Source organism: Amycolatopsis sp. A133 (assembly GCF_031082405.1).
Taxonomy (GTDB): domain Bacteria; phylum Actinomycetota; class Actinomycetes; order Mycobacteriales; family Pseudonocardiaceae; genus Amycolatopsis.
The window spans coordinates 1-15393 of the sequence record NZ_JAVHJU010000050.1; the positions used below are offsets into that span (position 1 = coordinate 1).

At 72.5% G+C, this 15393-nt stretch carries 15 protein-coding genes; 9 read left to right on the plus strand and 6 right to left on the minus strand.

Going from position 1 to position 15393, the window contains the following annotated elements:
* Positions 1–234: 234 nt before the first annotated feature.
* Entirely contained in the window at positions 235–1605 is a 1371-nt protein-coding gene (locus tag Q5425_RS29955) for a PLP-dependent aminotransferase family protein (protein WP_308675691.1), read from the minus strand.
* Positions 1606–1685: 80 nt separating this feature from the next.
* On the opposite strand from Q5425_RS29955, the gene Q5425_RS29960 reads away from it, so the two are divergent.
* Complete coding sequence (locus Q5425_RS29960) at positions 1686–2345, plus strand: pyridoxamine 5'-phosphate oxidase family protein (RefSeq protein ID WP_308675692.1); 660 nt, start codon at positions 1686–1688, stop codon at positions 2343–2345.
* Here Q5425_RS29960 and Q5425_RS29965 read toward each other — a convergent pair.
* Together Q5425_RS29965 and Q5425_RS29970 are read right to left on the minus strand one after the other, a co-directional pair.
* Positions 2342–3784 (minus strand): HAMP domain-containing sensor histidine kinase, encoded by a 1443-nt coding sequence (locus tag Q5425_RS29965; RefSeq protein WP_308675693.1) that lies wholly within the window; start codon positions 3782–3784, stop codon positions 2342–2344. The genes Q5425_RS29960 and Q5425_RS29965 overlap by 4 nt on opposite strands.
* Entirely contained in the window at positions 3781–4494 is a 714-nt protein-coding gene (locus Q5425_RS29970; RefSeq protein ID WP_308675694.1) for a response regulator transcription factor, read from the minus strand. The genes Q5425_RS29965 and Q5425_RS29970 overlap by 4 nt, the downstream gene beginning before the upstream one ends.
* A gap of 147 nt (positions 4495–4641) precedes the next feature.
* Between Q5425_RS29970 and Q5425_RS29975 the strand changes: the two genes are divergently transcribed.
* The 5 genes from Q5425_RS29975 (at position 4642) to Q5425_RS29995 (ending at position 8712) form a co-directional block, all read left to right on the plus strand.
* A complete protein-coding gene (locus tag Q5425_RS29975) occupies positions 4642–5988 on the plus strand; it encodes a ferredoxin reductase family protein (RefSeq protein WP_308675718.1) in 1347 nt (448 codons plus the stop codon).
* Between the two features lie 11 nt (positions 5989–5999).
* Positions 6000–6509, plus strand: a complete 510-nt coding sequence (locus tag Q5425_RS29980) for an FMN-binding protein (RefSeq protein WP_308675695.1) — start codon at positions 6000–6002, stop codon at positions 6507–6509.
* The gene (locus Q5425_RS29985) at positions 6506–7246 is read left to right on the plus strand and encodes an FAD:protein FMN transferase (protein WP_308675696.1); all 741 of its coding nucleotides are present in this window, start codon (positions 6506–6508) and stop codon (positions 7244–7246) included. Before Q5425_RS29980 ends, Q5425_RS29985 begins: the two co-directional genes overlap by 4 nt.
* Positions 7247–7308: 62 nt before the next feature.
* Positions 7309–7689: a VOC family protein gene (locus Q5425_RS29990; protein ID WP_308675697.1), complete on the plus strand. Its 381-nt coding sequence runs from the start codon at positions 7309–7311 to the stop codon at positions 7687–7689.
* Positions 7690–7731: 42 nt separating this feature from the next.
* Complete coding sequence (locus Q5425_RS29995; RefSeq protein WP_308675698.1) at positions 7732–8712, plus strand: asparaginase; 981 nt, start codon at positions 7732–7734, stop codon at positions 8710–8712.
* Between the two features lie 5 nt (positions 8713–8717).
* Here Q5425_RS29995 and Q5425_RS30000 read toward each other — a convergent pair whose 3' ends face one another.
* From Q5425_RS30000 to Q5425_RS30010, 3 genes are all read right to left on the minus strand, one after another.
* Entirely contained in the window at positions 8718–9197 is a 480-nt protein-coding gene (locus Q5425_RS30000) for a cysteine dioxygenase family protein (RefSeq protein ID WP_308675699.1), read from the minus strand.
* A 192-nt stretch (positions 9198–9389) separates the two neighbouring features.
* On the minus strand, positions 9390–10406 hold the full coding sequence (locus Q5425_RS30005; RefSeq protein ID WP_308675700.1) for an NAD(P)H-dependent glycerol-3-phosphate dehydrogenase: 1017 nt from the start codon (positions 10404–10406) through the stop codon (positions 9390–9392).
* A complete protein-coding gene (locus Q5425_RS30010; protein WP_308675701.1) occupies positions 10406–11125 on the minus strand; it encodes a lysophospholipid acyltransferase family protein in 720 nt (239 codons plus the stop codon). Before Q5425_RS30010 ends, Q5425_RS30005 begins: the two co-directional genes overlap by 1 nt.
* Before the next feature lie 239 nt (positions 11126–11364).
* Here Q5425_RS30010 and cofC point away from each other — a divergent pair, with 239 nt between their 5' ends.
* From cofC to Q5425_RS30025, 3 genes are all read left to right on the plus strand, one after another.
* Positions 11365–11979: a 2-phospho-L-lactate guanylyltransferase gene (gene cofC, locus Q5425_RS30015; RefSeq protein ID WP_308675702.1), complete on the plus strand. Its 615-nt coding sequence runs from the start codon at positions 11365–11367 to the stop codon at positions 11977–11979.
* Between the two features lie 63 nt (positions 11980–12042).
* Positions 12043–14427, plus strand: a complete 2385-nt coding sequence (locus tag Q5425_RS30020) for an RNA degradosome polyphosphate kinase (RefSeq protein WP_308675703.1) — start codon at positions 12043–12045, stop codon at positions 14425–14427.
* Positions 14424–15377 (plus strand): NUDIX hydrolase, encoded by a 954-nt coding sequence (locus tag Q5425_RS30025; protein WP_308675704.1) that lies wholly within the window; start codon positions 14424–14426, stop codon positions 15375–15377. Before Q5425_RS30020 ends, Q5425_RS30025 begins: the two co-directional genes overlap by 4 nt.
* Positions 15378–15393 lie beyond the last annotated feature (16 nt).

Genomic DNA, 15393 nt, shown 5'->3' on the forward strand with positions numbered 1-15393 from the left:
CCCACACTGCCCGGCCCACACTGCCCGGCCCACACTGCCCGGCCCACACTGCCCGGCCCACACTGCCCGGCCCACACCACAAAGCGCCCGCCGGCCACCCCCGAACAGACCCCGCCCTCCCAGGGGGAACCACCACCGAATTGACCATATCCCCGCCGCCCGGCCCAAAAGCCCGCCGAACCCCCACCCCACCCCAAGCTGTCCACATCACGGCGACCCTGTGGACACCAAGCCTCACCGCAGCAAAGCCACCAGCGTCGGCAAAGCCGCCACCAAGGCCTCCCGCGAACACCCCGCATACCCGAGCGCCACCCCATACGCGGAAGGCGAACCGGCGAAGTGCCGCGCCAGCCCGTCGAGCCGGATCCCCCGCCGCTCGGCCGCCGCGATCACCGATGCCTCCACCGGAGCCGACGAAAACGGCACCACCAGATGCGCCCCCGCATCATCGCCGCGGACCGGGATCCCCGCCGATGACAGCGCACCCGCCAGCAACGTCCGCCTCTCCGCCAGCTCGCGGCGCAGTTTCCGCAGGTGACGTCCCAGATCCCCGTTTCGCGCGAATTCGTACAACACCCGCTGTCCCGCCGGTGACGGCCGGGTGCCCGTCGAATCGCGGTACGCCAGCACCGCCGAGGTGATCGCCTCCGGTGCCACCATCCAGCCCGCGCCCAGCGTCGGCGTGAGGATCTTCGAAGTCGTTCCGAGGTGCGCCACCACGTCCGGCGCCAGCGCCGCCAGCATCGGCAGCGGCGCCACGTCGAAGCGCAGCTCGCCGTCGTAGTCGTCCTCGATCACCAGCATCCCGGACGAACGCGCCCGCTCCACCAGCGAAACCCGCCGCGCCGCGCTCAGCCTGCTGCCCATCGGGTACTGGTGCGCCGGCGAGCAATACACCGCCCGCGCCCCCGGCGGGATCTCCTCCGGGCGCAACCCCTCCCCGTCCACCGGCACGCCGACAACCCGCATCCCCGCCCGGCGGAACGCCTGCACCGCCCGCTGGTAGCCCGGCTCTTCGACGGCGACGACGTCCCCGCGCTCCAGCACCGCCGCCGCCAGCTCCACCACTGCCGCCGTCGTGCCGCCCGTCGCCAGGACCGATCCCGCCGCCAAGCCGCGGTGACGCAGCAGGTGCTCCGACACCGCCGCCCGGTACTCCGGCAGCCCCGCGCGGTGGGCGCGCACCAAGGGCTCGGGGTCCGCCGCTGCCCGCCAAGCGCGGCGCCAGGCCGCTCGGTCGAGCCCCGCCGCCCACGGGGTGCCCGGCCCGAGGTCGAGCAACAGAGCAGGAGCGGCCTCGGGAGCGGGCACAGCGGGCGCCGGGACCTCGGACGCCGAAACCGAAGGCGGAGTCGTCACGTACGTGCCGGACCCGTGCCGCCCCGCGATCCAGCCCTCGGCGTGCAGCTGCTCGTAGGCCGCCGACGTCACCGTGCGGCTGACGCCGAGGCGGCCGGCCAGCGCCCGCGTCGAGGGCAGCCGGTCGCCGCCGCGCAGGTGCCCGCTCGCCGCGGCTTCGCGCAGCGCGTCGGCCAGCTGGACGGCCAGCGGGGTCACCGCCGCACGGTCGAGGCTGACCGGGAGCGCGGTGTCGGCGTGGGACACGGGACCTCCTCAAGTGGACTTCCCAAGTGTACGAGAAGTGGCCGTTTTCCGAGGCCACTGCGCCGGGAGACGCTGGTCGCATGTTGTCGACCACGCCCCGCACCACGCTCGGCCGCAAGAAGCACCGCGCCCTGACCGACCGCTCCGCGCTGCACGCCGTCCTGGACGAAGGCCTCATCTGCCACCTCGGGATCGTCCGCGACGGCGTGCCGCTGGTCCTGCCCACCGGCTACGGCCGCGACGGCGACACGCTCTACCTGCACGGTTCGACCGGCGCGGCCAGCCTCCGCACGGCGACGCGCGGCCTCGACGTCTGCGTGACCGTGACGCTGCTCGACGGCATCGTCTACTCCCGCTCGGTGAACAACCACTCGATGAACTACCGCAGCGCCGTCATCCTCGGCCAGGCGAAACCGGTCCTCGACGCCGAAGCGAAGATGCACGGCCTGAAGGTGCTCACCGACCACCTCGCGCCGGGCTCGTGGGCGCACGCGCGCGAGGTCAACACCAAGGAGTTCGCCGCGGTGTCCGTGCTCGCGCTGGACCTCGCCGAGGCGTCGGTGAAGATGCGCGCCGAGGGCCCGGACGACGAGCCCGAAGACGTCGAAGCGGACACCGCCTGGGCCGGCGTGCTGCCGGTGCGGACGGTCTACGGCGTGCCCGAGCCGTCCGAAGACCTCTCCCCCGGCTGGACCGTACCGCCGCACGTCACCGGTCGTGAGTGGAAAAGAGGGTTCTAACCCGCCTTACCACTCACGACCGGGGCGAGCGGCAACCGCACGCTGAAGGTCGTCCGGCCCGGCGATGAAGCCACCGAGACGGTGCCGCCGTGCGCGGTGACCAGGGACTGGACCACCGACAGCCCGAGCCCGGTGCCGCCGTTGCCGCGGGTGCGGGAGTCGTCGACGCGGAAGAACCGGTCGAAGATCCGTTCCTGATCGGACGGCGCGATGCCGGGCCCGGAGTCGGTGACCCGCACGACGGCTTCGTCCCCCGAAGCCGTCACCTCGACGTGCACCGCGGTCCCGGGTGGGGTGTGCACGGCGGCGTTGGCCAGCAGGTTGTCCAGCACCTGGCGCAGCCGCACCGGATCGGCGTCCACAAAAGCCGTCGAAAGCGCCGACGTCAGCGGGTGGTCCGGCCGTCCGGCGGCGAACGCGTCCGCCGCGTCCCCGGCCAGCTCGGCCAGGTCGGCGCGCTCGGGCCGCAACGGCGTCTCGGCGGCCCGCGCGTCGAGCCGGGCCAGCAGCAGGAGGTCGTCGACGAGCACAGTCATCCGCGCGGTCTCCTCGCGGATCTTCGCCAGGTGCGCCTCGCGCTCCGCCGGCTCGTTCGCCGCGGCGTAGCGGAAGAGGTCGGCGTACCCGCGGATCGACGTCAGCGGTGTCCGCAGCTCGTGCGAGGCGTCCGCGACGAACCGGCGCAGCCGTTCGTTGGCTTCGGTCTTCGCGGCCAGCGACGTGTCGATGTGGGCCAGCATGACGTTGAACGCCGTCCGCAGCTCTTCGACTTCGGCGCCGCCGCCGGTGCCCGCCGCACGCACCGGCAGGGCGGGATTCGCCGTGAGGTCGTGCGACGCGATGTCGTGCGCGGTGCCCGCCATGTCGGCCAGCGGGCGCAGGCCGCGGCGCAGCACCAGCCGTCCCACGACCACCAGCACGCCCAGCGCCAGCGCGAACGCGCCGACCTCCACCCCGATGAGCTGCCGGACCGTGCCGTCGAGGTCCTTCTGCGGCGCGGCGGACAGCAGCACCGAGTCGGTGTCGACCGGGCACGCGCGGACCCGGTACGGGCCGTCGTCGCGCAGGTAGATCGTGCGGGTGACGTCGCCGCCCGCCGCCTCGGCGGCGATCTTCGCCAGCTGCTTGGCGTCGCCGGGCAGCCGGCCGCCCGGCTCGGGGACGGCGACCCCGTCCTGGATCTTGTACAGCGCCGAGTACCACGAGTACACCGATTGCGGCGAGCCGTGCGTCTCGCGCAGGAGCGGCAGCTGCGTGTTCTGGCTCTTGGACAGCTGTTCGTCGAGCCGCCGGTCGAGGTAGCCGTGCATGATCCCGACCGTCGTGACGCCGACGGCCGCGAACACCACCAGCGCGAGCGCGCCGAGGCCGAGGGTGATCCGGGTGCCGAGCCGGGTGCGCTGCCAGGCCCCGTACCACCGGCGGAGGACGCCCGTCACCGGTGGGCCTGCCGCACGACGTAGCCGACGCCGCGCACGGTGTGGATCAGCGGCTCGCCGTCGCCCGCGTCGAGCTTGCGCCGCAGGTGCGAGACGACCAGTTCGACCACATTGGACCGGCCGCCGAAGTCGTACTCCCAGACGTGGTCGAGGATCTGCGCCTTGGTGAGCACCGCGGGCGAGCGGCGCATGAGGTAGCGCAGCAGCTCGTACTCGGTCGGGGTCAGCTCGGCGAGGCGGTCGCCGCGGCGGACCTCGCGGGTGTCCTCGTCCAGGGTCAGGTCGCCGACCCGCAGCACGGCCCCGCGCGCCTCGGGCTGGTGCGCGACGCCGGCGCTGCGCCGCAGCACCGCCCGCAGCCGCGCCATCAGCTCCTCGACCGAAAACGGCTTCACGAGGTAGTCGTCACCCCCGCGGGTGAGCCCGGCGATCCGGTCGGCCGTCGCGTCCTTGGCCGTGAGGAAGACCACGGGCACCGCGTTGCCGCCCGCCCGCAGGCGGTCGAGCACGGTGAAGCCGTCGAGGTCGGGCAGCATCAGGTCGAGCACGACGATGTCCGGCCCGAACTCCGCGGCCCGGCTCAGCGCGGCCTGGCCGGACCCGGCCGTGATCGCCTGCCAGCCCTCGTACCGGGCGACGGTGGCGACGAGGTCGGCGATGTGCGGTTCGTCGTCGACGACGAGCAGGCGCACGGGGTCGGGGGTCTGCACCGCTCCATCTTCTCCCGGCCCGCGGGCGGCGGGCGAACGGAGACGGCGGCCGACAGGAAGCCGACAGCCGGCACCCAGACTCGCCACAGGCTGCGTGACGAGGCTGGCCATCGTGAACCGAACCGAAGGGGGATCCGTGTGACCACCATGACGCAGACCGCCGAGGCCGCGCGCCCGGCGATCCGCCCCCGGATCGCCGCGAAATCCGGCCTCTTCCTCTTCCTCGGCGCCAACGTGGCCGCCGTCACCGTCCTGTTCGTGCAGGCCGGGGTGTCGCAGAACGTGCTGATCACGATCGGCAGGCTCGCCGGGGTGTACGGCGCGCTGGCGATGGCGTTCCAGCTGCTGCTGGTCGCCCGGCTGCCCTGGCTGGACCGCCGGCTCGGGATGGACCGGCTGACCTCGTGGCACCGCTGGACCGGCTTCACGATCCTCTGGACCCTGCTGGCGCACCTGGTGTTCATCACCATGGGCTACGCGGAAGTCTCGGACAAGGGCGTCGTCGACGAGCTGGTCGAGATGGCCGACACCCTCGAGGGGATCCTGCGGGCGCTGGTCGCCTTCGCCGTGATCCTCGTCGTCGGTGCGGTCTCGGCGAAGTTCGCGCGCAAGCGGCTCGCCTACGAGACGTGGCACTTCATCCACCTCTACACCTACGCTGCGGTGCTGCTGGCGTTCACGCACCAGATCGCGCTGGGCCAGTCGTTCGCCGGCTCGGAATCGGCGAAGGCATACTGGTGGACGCTGTGGCTCGGGGCCGGAGCCGCCGTGCTCGCCGGGCGCGTCGTGCTGCCGCTGTGGCGGAACCTGCGTCACCAGCTGCGCGTCACGGCGGTGGTTTCGGAATCCCCCGACGTCGTTTCGGTGTACATGTCCGGCAAGCACCTGGACAAGATGCCGGCCAAGGCGGGGCAGTTCTTCCTGTGGCGGTTCCTGACGAAGGACCGTTGGTGGCAGGCCAATCCCTTCTCGCTGTCGGCCGCCCCCGACGGCCGTTCGCTGCGGCTGACCGCGAAGGCGCTCGGCGCTTCCAGCGCCGGGCTGCGCAACCTGCGCGTCGGGACGCGTGTGTTCGCCGAAGGCCCGTACGGCGCTTTCACGACGATCCACCAGCAGCGGCCAAACGCGCTGCTCGTGGCGGGCGGCGTCGGGATCACACCGATCCGCGCGCTGCTGGAGGACATCGACGGCCACGTCGTCGTGCTGTACCGGGTGCGCAACCAGGCCGACGCGGTGCTGCTGCCCGAGCTGAACGAGCTGGCCAAGGCCCGCGGCGCCGTCGTCAGTCTCCTCACCGGACCGGACCAGGCGGTCGGGCCGCGCGGCGTGATGCTCGGGCCGGCGAACCTGCACATGATGGTGCCGGACGTGCACGAGCGGGACGTGTTCGTCTGCGGCCCGCCGGGGATGACTTCCGCCGTGCTGCGCAGCCTGCGCGAGCTGCGCGTGCCGAACGCCCAGGTCCACGCCGAACGTTTCAGCCTCGCGGCCTAGGGGGAGTTGTCGTGAAGAAGACCATTTTTGTCGTCGCGCTGTCGATAGCCGGGTTCATCGCGGTCTGGCGGTTCGAGCCGGGACCGGTGCACAACACCGCCGCCGTCGCGCAGGCGCCGCCGCCGAGCGTCAGCGCACCGTCCACATCGGCCGCTCCGACTGAGTCGTCCCCAGCGTCGTCCCCGTCGTCCCCGGCGTCGTCCCCGTCGCCTGCTCCGTCTGCTTCGGACAGTCCCGCCACCCGGGGCACCGCCGAGACCGTGACCACGCAGGGCAGCGCCGAGTCGAGCCGGTACGGCACCGTCCAGGTGCAGGTGACGTTCACCGGCGCCCGGCTCACCGCGATCACCCTGCTGCAGGCCCCGGACAGCGGCCGGTCGCTCACCGCGCTCCCGCGGCTGCAGGAAGAAGCGATCCAGGCGCAGAGCGCCGACATCGACACGGTGACCGGCGCGACCGAGACGAGCGAGTCGTACAAGACGTCGCTGCAGGCCGCGATCGACGCGAGGGGAACCCGATGACCAACCGCGTCGAACAGGTGATGGGCCTGCCGATCTCCCTGGACCTGCGCGACGAAGGCGACTTCGCCGAGGTCGTCGACGACGTCTTCGCGTGGTTCCGCGACGTCGACGCCCGGTTCAGCCCCTTCAAGGAGGACAGCGAGGTCAGCCGGTACGACCGCGGCGAGCTGACGGCCGCCGAGCTCAGCGACGACCTCCTGGAGGTGCTGGAACTCTGCGCGTACTACGAGCAGCTCTCCGGCGGCGCGTTCCGCGCGCGGCTGCCCGGCCGCGGCCTCGACCCGTGCGCGGTCGTCAAGGGCTGGGCGGTGCAGCGCGCGGCCGACCTGCTGAAGGCCGAGGGCGCGACGACGTTCTGCCTCAACGCCGGCGGCGACGTCGTCACCGCCGGCGAACCGCAGCCGGGGCGACCGTGGCGGGTCGGCGTCCGCCACCCCGAGCAGCCCCTCGCGGTGTGCGCGGTGCTGGAGTCGCGCAACGGCGCGATCGCGACGTCGGCGGCGTACGAGCGCGGCTCCCACATCCTCGACGGCCGCTCCGGCACCCCGGCGACCGGCCTGATGAGCGTCACCGTCGTGGCCGGCGACCTGGTGACCGCGGACGCGCTGGCCACCGCGGCGTTCGCGATGGGCACCGACGGCATCACCTGGGCGGCCGACCGGCCGGACTGCGAGATCCTCATCGTCGACGACAGCCGCCGCGTGCACCGGACGGCGGGCCTGGCGCTGGCTTCGTAAAACGGTTCGCCCGCCTCCGGCGGCTGGGCCACACTCGGCGGCACCCCACCTCGAGGAGTGCCATGCCGTCGTCCGTGCTGAACATTTCCGTCGACTGCGCCGAGCCGTACACGCTGTGCCGGTTCTGGAGCCAGGTGACCGGCAAGCCGATCCCCGGCACCGACTCCCCCGGCGACGACGAGGTCGGCGTCGAGCTCAACGACGGCACGACGCTGCTCTTCCTGCGCGTCCCGGAGCCGAAGACGGTGAAGAACCGCCTCCACCTGTGCCTGCAGCCGGACATCCGGCGCGACGAGGAGGTCGAGCGGCTGCTGGGCCTGGGCGCCACGCTCATCGACGACCGCCGCAACCCCGACGGCACGGGCTGGGCCGTGCTCGCCGACCCGGAGGGCAACGAGTTCTGCGTGCTGCGCAGCGCGGCCGAGCGCGCGGCGACGTCGTGACGGACTCGTTCGCGGCCGGGACCGGCTGAATAGGGTGGCGGCATGGCACGTCCCCTGATCGCCGTCGCCACGCTGGGCGGCACCATCTCGATGGCCCCGGTCGACGGCGGCGGTGCCGTTCCGCGGTTCGGCGCGGCCGAGCTGCTCGGCGGCCTCGGCGACCTGCCGATGGACGTGCTGGCGGAGACCCTCGCCGGGATCGGCAGCGCGTCGCTGGACTTCGCGACGCTGCTGCGGTGCCGCGACTGGGGCCTGCGCCAGGACGCCGACGGGTTCGTCGTCGTCCAGGGCACCGACACGCTCGAGGAAACGGCCTACTTCCTGGACCTGCACTGGCCGTCGGACGTCCCGCTGGTGCTCACCGGGGCGATGCGCAACGCCGGCCTGTTCAGCCCGGACGGCCCGGCGAACCTGCGCAACGCGCTGACCGTCGCCGCCGATCCGCGCAGCCGCGGCCGGGGCGTGCTGGTCACGCTCAACGACGACGTCCACTCCGCGCGCTGGGTGCGGAAGGCGCATTCGAACCACCTGGAGGCGTTCTCCTCGATGCCGGCGGGGCCCCTGGGCATGGTCGTCGAGCACGCGGTGCACTGGTTCCACCCGTCGCCGCCGCGGCTGCCGTCCCTCGACGGCGACGACTTCGGCGGCCTGGTCCCCGTGGTGGAGGCGGGTCTCGACGACTCGGGCGCGGTGCTTTCTTCCGTGGCCACGCAGCCTGAGGTGCGCGGTGTGGTCGTTGCCGCGACCGGCGTGGGGCACGTTTCGTCCGGCACGGCCGACGTGATCTCCCGGCTGGTGCCGTCGCTGCCGGTGGTCGTCGCCTCGCGGACGGGGGCGGGCCCGACGCTGCGGTCGACGTACGGCTTCCACGGCTCGGAGTCCAGCCTGATCGCGATGGGCGCGACGATGGCGGGCTGGCTGGACGCGCGGAAGTCGCGGATCCTGCTGCACGCGCTGCTGGCCGCCGGCGCGGACCGGTCCCGGATCGAGCAGGAGTTCCGCTCGCGCGGCGACCTGGACTGAGGTGCTCAGTCCAGGACCGGGCCGCCCAGGGCGTCGAGGTGGTAGGGGCGCATGGCGCGCTCCGCGTCGCGGTAGACGTGGACCGAGATCGCCGGGTCGGGGCCGTCGTTGCGGACCTCGTGCACGTACCCCGGCCCGAACACCCGCGACTGGCCCGCCGCGAGCGCGTGCAGCTCGGTGACCGCGCGGCCGTCCGGCGCCCGGCGGGCCACGGCCTCCGTGAGGTGGCCGCTGACCACGGTGAACGCGCCGCTGGCGAACGCGTGGTCGTGCAGGTCGGTGCGCTGGCCGGGCAGCCAGCTCATCAGCCACACCTCCTGCTGCTCGTCCTTCGACACCAGCGTCGCGAAGCGCTCTTCGGGGTCGTAGCGCAGCAGGTGGCGCCAGCGTTCGCGGTCGGCGGCGACCTCGAGCGCGACGCGCACGGGGTGGCGCAGCGCGGGGTTTTCGGGACGCAGCAGGGTGTTGTCCGGAACGGCGAACATGAGGGTCCTCACGGGAAGAAAAGGGAGTCGAGCTGGGCCGGGGCTGGGTTCACCGACAACAGCGACACGCGCGCACGGCGGAGCGGAGGCCGGCGAGGCCCCGCAGCTCAGACACGCCATACGCGAACATGGCGACCAGAGTTCCAGCCGCTTCCCGCCCGGTCAAGCCGCTCCCACCATCCGGGCGACGTTTCAGGACCATTCGTGTTTCCGGGACCGGCCGAGCAGCTCCGCGCCGGCCTGGCGGGGGTCGACGCCCTCGTGGCAGACGCGGTGCATCGCGTCGGTGATCGGCATGTCGACACCGACGCTCTGGGCCAGCGCCCGGATCGACGAGCACGACATGACGCCCTCGGCGACCTGCCCGCCGGCCGCGGCCTGCGCCTGCTCGAGGGTCTCGCCGCGGCCGAGGCGCTCCCCGAAGGTGCGGTTGCGCGAAAGCGGCGACGAGCACGTCGCGACCAGGTCGCCGACGCCGGCGAGCCCGGCGAACGTGAGCGGGTCGGCGCCCAGCTTCGCGCCGAGGCGGGCCATCTCGGCCAGGCCGCGGGTGATGAGCGTCGCCATCGTGTTGGTGCCGAGGCCCAGGCCCGCGGCCATCCCGGTGCTGAGCGCGATCACGTTCTTGCACGCGCCGCCCAGTTCGCAGCCGACGACGTCGGTGTTCGTGTACGGGCGGAAGTAGGAGTTGGCGCAGGCGTGCTGGATCGCGACGGCGCGTTCGTGGTCGGCGCAGGCCAGCACGGAGGCGGACGGCTGACCGGCGGCGATCTCCTTGGCCAGGTTCGGCCCGGTGACGACGACGACGTCGCCGTCGTTGATGCCGACGATCTCGCCGATCACCTCGCTCATCCGCTTGAGCGTGCCGAGTTCGACGCCCTTGGCGAGGCTGACGAGGATCGCGCCGGGCGGCAGCAGGCCGCGCCACGACGTCAGGTTGGCCCGCAGGCTCTGGCTGGGCACGGCCAGCACCACGGCTTCGGCGTCGCCGAGGGCCTTCGCCGGGTCGCTGGTGGCGGTGATGTTCTCCGGCAGGTCCACGCCGGGCAGGTAGGCGCTGTTCGTGTGCCGGTCCCGGATGTCCTCGGCGACCTGGTCGCGGCGCGCCCACACCGTGACGTCCCGGCCCGCGTCGCCGAGCACCTTCGCGAAGGCGGTGCCCCACGAACCGGCACCGAGCACGGTGACCCGCTGCACCTCGGCGCGCATCAGGCGGGGTCCTCCGGCTTCGACGGCGGCGGTTCCTCGTGCCGGATGTCGGCGAGCAGCCGGGTCACCTCGTCCATCATGACCTTGGTGACTTCCCGCAGCTTGGTCGCACTGCGGCTGTTGCCGCCGCGGTAGGCGGACAGGTCGAGCGGGTCGCCGACGGAGTGGGTGATCGTCTTGCGCGGGAACGGGGTGAACTTCTTCGTGTAGCCGTCGAAGATCTGGCTGGTGCCCCAGCGGGCGATGGGGATGATGGGAACGTCGTTCTGCAGCGCGAGCCGCGCGGCGCCGGTGAAGGACTCCTTCGGCCAGCCGGCCGGGTCCTTGGTGATGGTGCCCTCGGGGTAGATGACGACAAGCTTGCCCTGCTCGAGCGCCTCGTGAGCGGCCTTGAGACTGTCCCCGGCGGCGGCCGAGCCCCGCGAGACGGGAATCTGCCCGGACCCGGAGACGATCGGGCCGAGGATCGGTGCGCGCGTCAGGCTCTCCTTGAAGAGGAACCGCGGAACCCGCTTCTGCCGGTGCACGAACACGGCGTCGACGACGGGGTCGAAGTGCGAGATGTGGTTCATGACGAGCAGTGCGGGCCCTTGCCGCGGGATCTTCCCGGCCCCGACGTAGACCCGCCGCCCGATGCCGGTGAGCGGGTAGAACAGTGCGGCGGCGAGCCCCACCCAGAAGCCGCCCTTCTCACGCCGGGCCACGTTGTCCTCCTCCACGCGTCACGTCCGGCGTTGATCCTGCCGCGCCGCTCTCGGAGCAGTCCAGGGAGGGTCGGTTCAGCCTGGCCAGGGGTGGGTTCAGGCGGTCGTCAAGGCCTCGGCGGGGCGGGCGCTCGGCACCAGCCGGGTCACGCGGGTCCGCCTCCGGTCCCCAAGCTGTCCACAACCCCCGTCGCCTGTGGACAACCCACCCGGCCCGCCGACACCTCCCTCGGCTTTCGGGTAAAGATGGACACGTGGACGTGGATCTGGTCGTGCCGATGAAACACCCCCGCGACGGCAAGTCGCGGCTGCGTGGTGCCGTCGAGGCGGACCACCACCCCGGGTTGGTACTGGCGCTGGCCGCCGACACGCTCGCCGCCGTGACCTCGAGTGCGCGCGTCAGGCGGGTGCTGCTCGTCGCCGCGGATCCCGAAGCCGTCGCCGAGCTGGGCGAACTCGGCGTCGAGATCGTCGCCGAACCCGCCGAAAAGACCCTCAACGCCGCCTTCCGCCACGGCGAAGCCCTCCTGAAAGCCGACGATCCGGCCGCCCTCGTCGGCGCACTGCAAGCCGACCTCCCCGCCCTGCGCGCCGGCGATCTCACGGCCGCCCTCACCGAGGCCGCCGGCAGGCGCGCCTTCGTCGCCGATCGCCAGGGCACCGGCACCACCCTGCTGCTGGCCGCCCCCGGCGAGCCCCTCGATCCCCGGTTCGGCCCCGGCTCGGCCCGGAAGCACGCCGAGTCCGGGGCGATCCCCCTGCACCAGGCCCTGCCGAGCCTGCGCAGCGACGTCGACACCCCCGGCGACCTCGCCCACGCGCGCGCCCTGGGTGTCGGGAAACACACCGCGGCACACCATGTGCGGTAACGCACTGAGCTGTTCATCCGACCTTCACCGCGGTCTGCGCAATTCCGCGTCACGTAGTGAAGAATGGGGGCTGTGAGCACAGACGACGGCGGCACGCCCGCACCGCGGAGGCGACGGAACCCGGCAACCGGATCTTCGGAGACGGCGAAGAAGACGACGCCGGCAAAACCGGCCACCGCGGCCAAGAAGGTCCCGTCGAAGTCCACCGCGCGCGACACCGCCGCCCGTGCCACCGCCGGCAAGTCGCGCACCCGCAAGACCACCGCCGCGGCCGCCACGCCGGCGACGACGCGGCGCCGCAGCTCCACGCAGGGCAACCCGCGAGGCGCCGAAGAGTTCCGGTCCGTGCCGTCGGCGCCGCCCGCGGTCACCGCCGCGCCGACCGCCGTCGAGACGCTGCCGGACGACCGGTACTTCAACCGCGAGCTGTCGTGGCAGGACTTCAACGCCCGCGTGCTCGCGCTGGCCGAGGACGAGTCGCAGCCGCTGCTCGAACGGGCGAAGTTCCTCGCCATCTTCGCGTCCAATCTGGACGAGTTCTACATGGTCCGCGTCGCCGGCCTGAAGCGCCGCGACGAGACCGGCCTGCTGGTGCGCAGCGCGGACGGGCTCACCCCGCGCGAGCAGCTCGGCTACATCGCCAAGCGCAACCAGGACCTCGTCGAGCGCCAGACCGGCGCGTTCGAGAAGCACCTGCGCCCGCAGCTGGCCGAGGAGGACATCCACATCGTCGGCTGGGCCGACCTGGCCGGCGCCGACCAGCTGCGGCTGTCCAGCTACTTCTCCGAGCAGATCTTCCCGGTCCTCACACCGCTGGCCGTCGACCCGGCGCACCCGTTCCCCTACATCTCGGGCCTTTCGCTCAACCTCGCGGTGACGGTCCGCGACCCGGAGGGCGGCACTGAGCGCTTCGCCCGCGTGAAGGTGCCGAGCAACGTGCCGCGCCTGATGCGCGTCGAGACCGAGCGCACCAGCCGGACGGCGACCTTCCTCCCCCTCGAAGAGCTCATTTCCGCCCACCTGGGTGAGCTGTTCACCGGCATGGACGTCACCGAGCACCACGTCTTCCGCGTCACCCGCAACGCCGACTTCGAGGTCGACGAAGACCGCGACGAGGACCTGCTGCAGGCGCTGGAGCGCGAACTGGCGCAGCGCCGGTTCGGCCCGCCGGTGCGCCTCGAGGTCGCGCAGGACATGAGCGAGCACATGCTCGAGCTGCTGCTGCGCGAGCTGGACGTCGACCCGGCCGACGTCGTCGAGGTGCCCGGGCTGCTCGACCTGACCTGCCTGCACCAGCTGTCCGCTGTGGACCGCAAGGAGCTCAAGGACCGGCCGTTCGTCCCGGCGACGCACCCGGCGTTCGGCGAGCGCGAGACGCCGAAGAGCGTTTTCGCGACGCTGCGCGAGGGCGACGTGCTGGTGCACCACCCGTACGACTCGTTCTCGACCAGCGTGCAGCGGTTCATCGAGCAGGCGGCGGCCGACTCGAAGGTCCTCGCGATCAAGCAGACGCTGTACCGGACCTCGGGCGACTCCCCGATCGTCGACGCGCTGATCGACGCCGCCGAGGCGGGCAAGCAGGTCGTCGCGCTGGTGGAGATCAAGGCGCGGTTCGACGAGCAGGCCAACATCACCTGGGCGCGGACGCTGGAGCGCGCGGGCGTGCACGTCGTGTACGGCCTGGTCGGGCTGAAGACGCACTGCAAGGTGTCGATGATCGTGCGCCAGGAGGGCTCGACGATCCGGCGCTACTGCCACATAGGCACCGGCAACTACAACCCGAAGACGGCGCGGCTCTACGAGGACATCGGGCTGTTCACCGCCGACCCGAGCATCGGCGCGGACGTCACCGACCTGTTCAACGTGCTGACCGGGTATTCGCGGCAGGACACCTACCGGACGATCCTGACGTCGCCGCACGGCATCCGCCGCGGCATCGTCCGGGCGATCGGCGAGGAGATCGAGCTCGCGCGGGCCGGGCAGCAGGCCGGGATCCGGATCAAGTGCAACTCGCTGGTCGACGAGCAGATCATCGACGCGCTCTACCACGCGTCGCAGGCCGGGGTGCCGGTCGAGATCGTCGTGCGCGGGATCTGCACGCTGAAGCCGGGTGTCGAGGGGTTGTCGGAAAACATCCACGTCCGGTCGGTGCTGGGCCGGTTCCTGGAGCACTCGCGGGTCTTCCACTTCCGCGCGGGCGGCACGCACTGGATCGGCAGCGCCGACATGATGCACCGCAACCTGGACCGGCGGATCGAGGCGCTGGTGCGGGTGAAGGACCCGAAGCTGACCGCGCAGCTGGACAACATCTTCGACTCGGCGCTGGACCCGGCGACGCGCTGCTGGGTGCTGACCGCGAGCGGCGAGTGGACACCGTTCCCGGCGGACGGCTCGCGCGTGCGTGACCACCAGCTCGAGCTGGCGAAGCTGCACGGAGCCGCCGGATGACCCAGGAGGTACGGGCGGCCGGCGCGGTGTTGTGGCGCCTCGCCGGGCGGGCGGCGGAGGTCGCCCTGGTGCACCGCCCGCGGTACGACGACTGGTCGTTGCCGAAGGGAAAACTCGACCCGGGCGAGACGATCGCCGAGGCGGCGGTGCGGGAGGTGCGCGAGGAGACCGGGTTCAGGGCGGTCCTGGGCCGCTACCTGACGCGCACGTCCTACCCGGTCCCGTCGCGAAACGGCGCCGGAACGGTGCCGAAGACGGTCGACTACTTCGCCGCGGAAGCGGTGTCCGGCGGGTTCGCGGCGAACGACGAGGTCGACGAGCTGCGCTGGCTGGACCCGGCGACGGCGGAGAAGCTGCTGACGCGGCCGGAGGACGTGCGGGTATTGCGGGCGTTCTGCGAGCTGCCGGTGGGCTTGACGACGGTGTTGCTGGTGCGGCACGCCAAGGCGGGCAAGCGCGACGAGTGGTCCGGCGACGACGACCTCCGGCCGTTGTCGGAGGCGGGCCGGCGGCAGGCCACGGCGCTGCGGCGGGTATTGGCGTTGTTCGCACCGGACCGGGTGCTGTCGGCACCGAGGCTGCGGTGCGTGCAGACGGTGCACGCAGTAGCGGAGGACGTGGCGGCCGAGGTGCGCCACGAGCCGCTGTTCTCGGAAGAGGGCTACTGGCCGGACCCGGTCCTGGGCATGGCCCGCCTCCTGGCGGTGGCCGGCGACGGCGGGACACCGGTGGTGTGCAGCCAGGGCGGAGTGATCCCGGACCTGGTGAGCGCGTTGGCGGACCGCGACGGCGTGGAGCTCCCGGCAGCGCGCGGCGGGGTGGTGCCGAGCAAGAAGGGTTCGTTCTGGGTGTTGTCGTTCCGCCCGCCGACGGCCGAGGAGGGTCCGTTGCTGGTGGCGGCGGACTACCACCCGAGCGCGCTCCCGGTCCCCTCCCCCAGCCACTCCTGAGCGGGGGTCCGTGGCG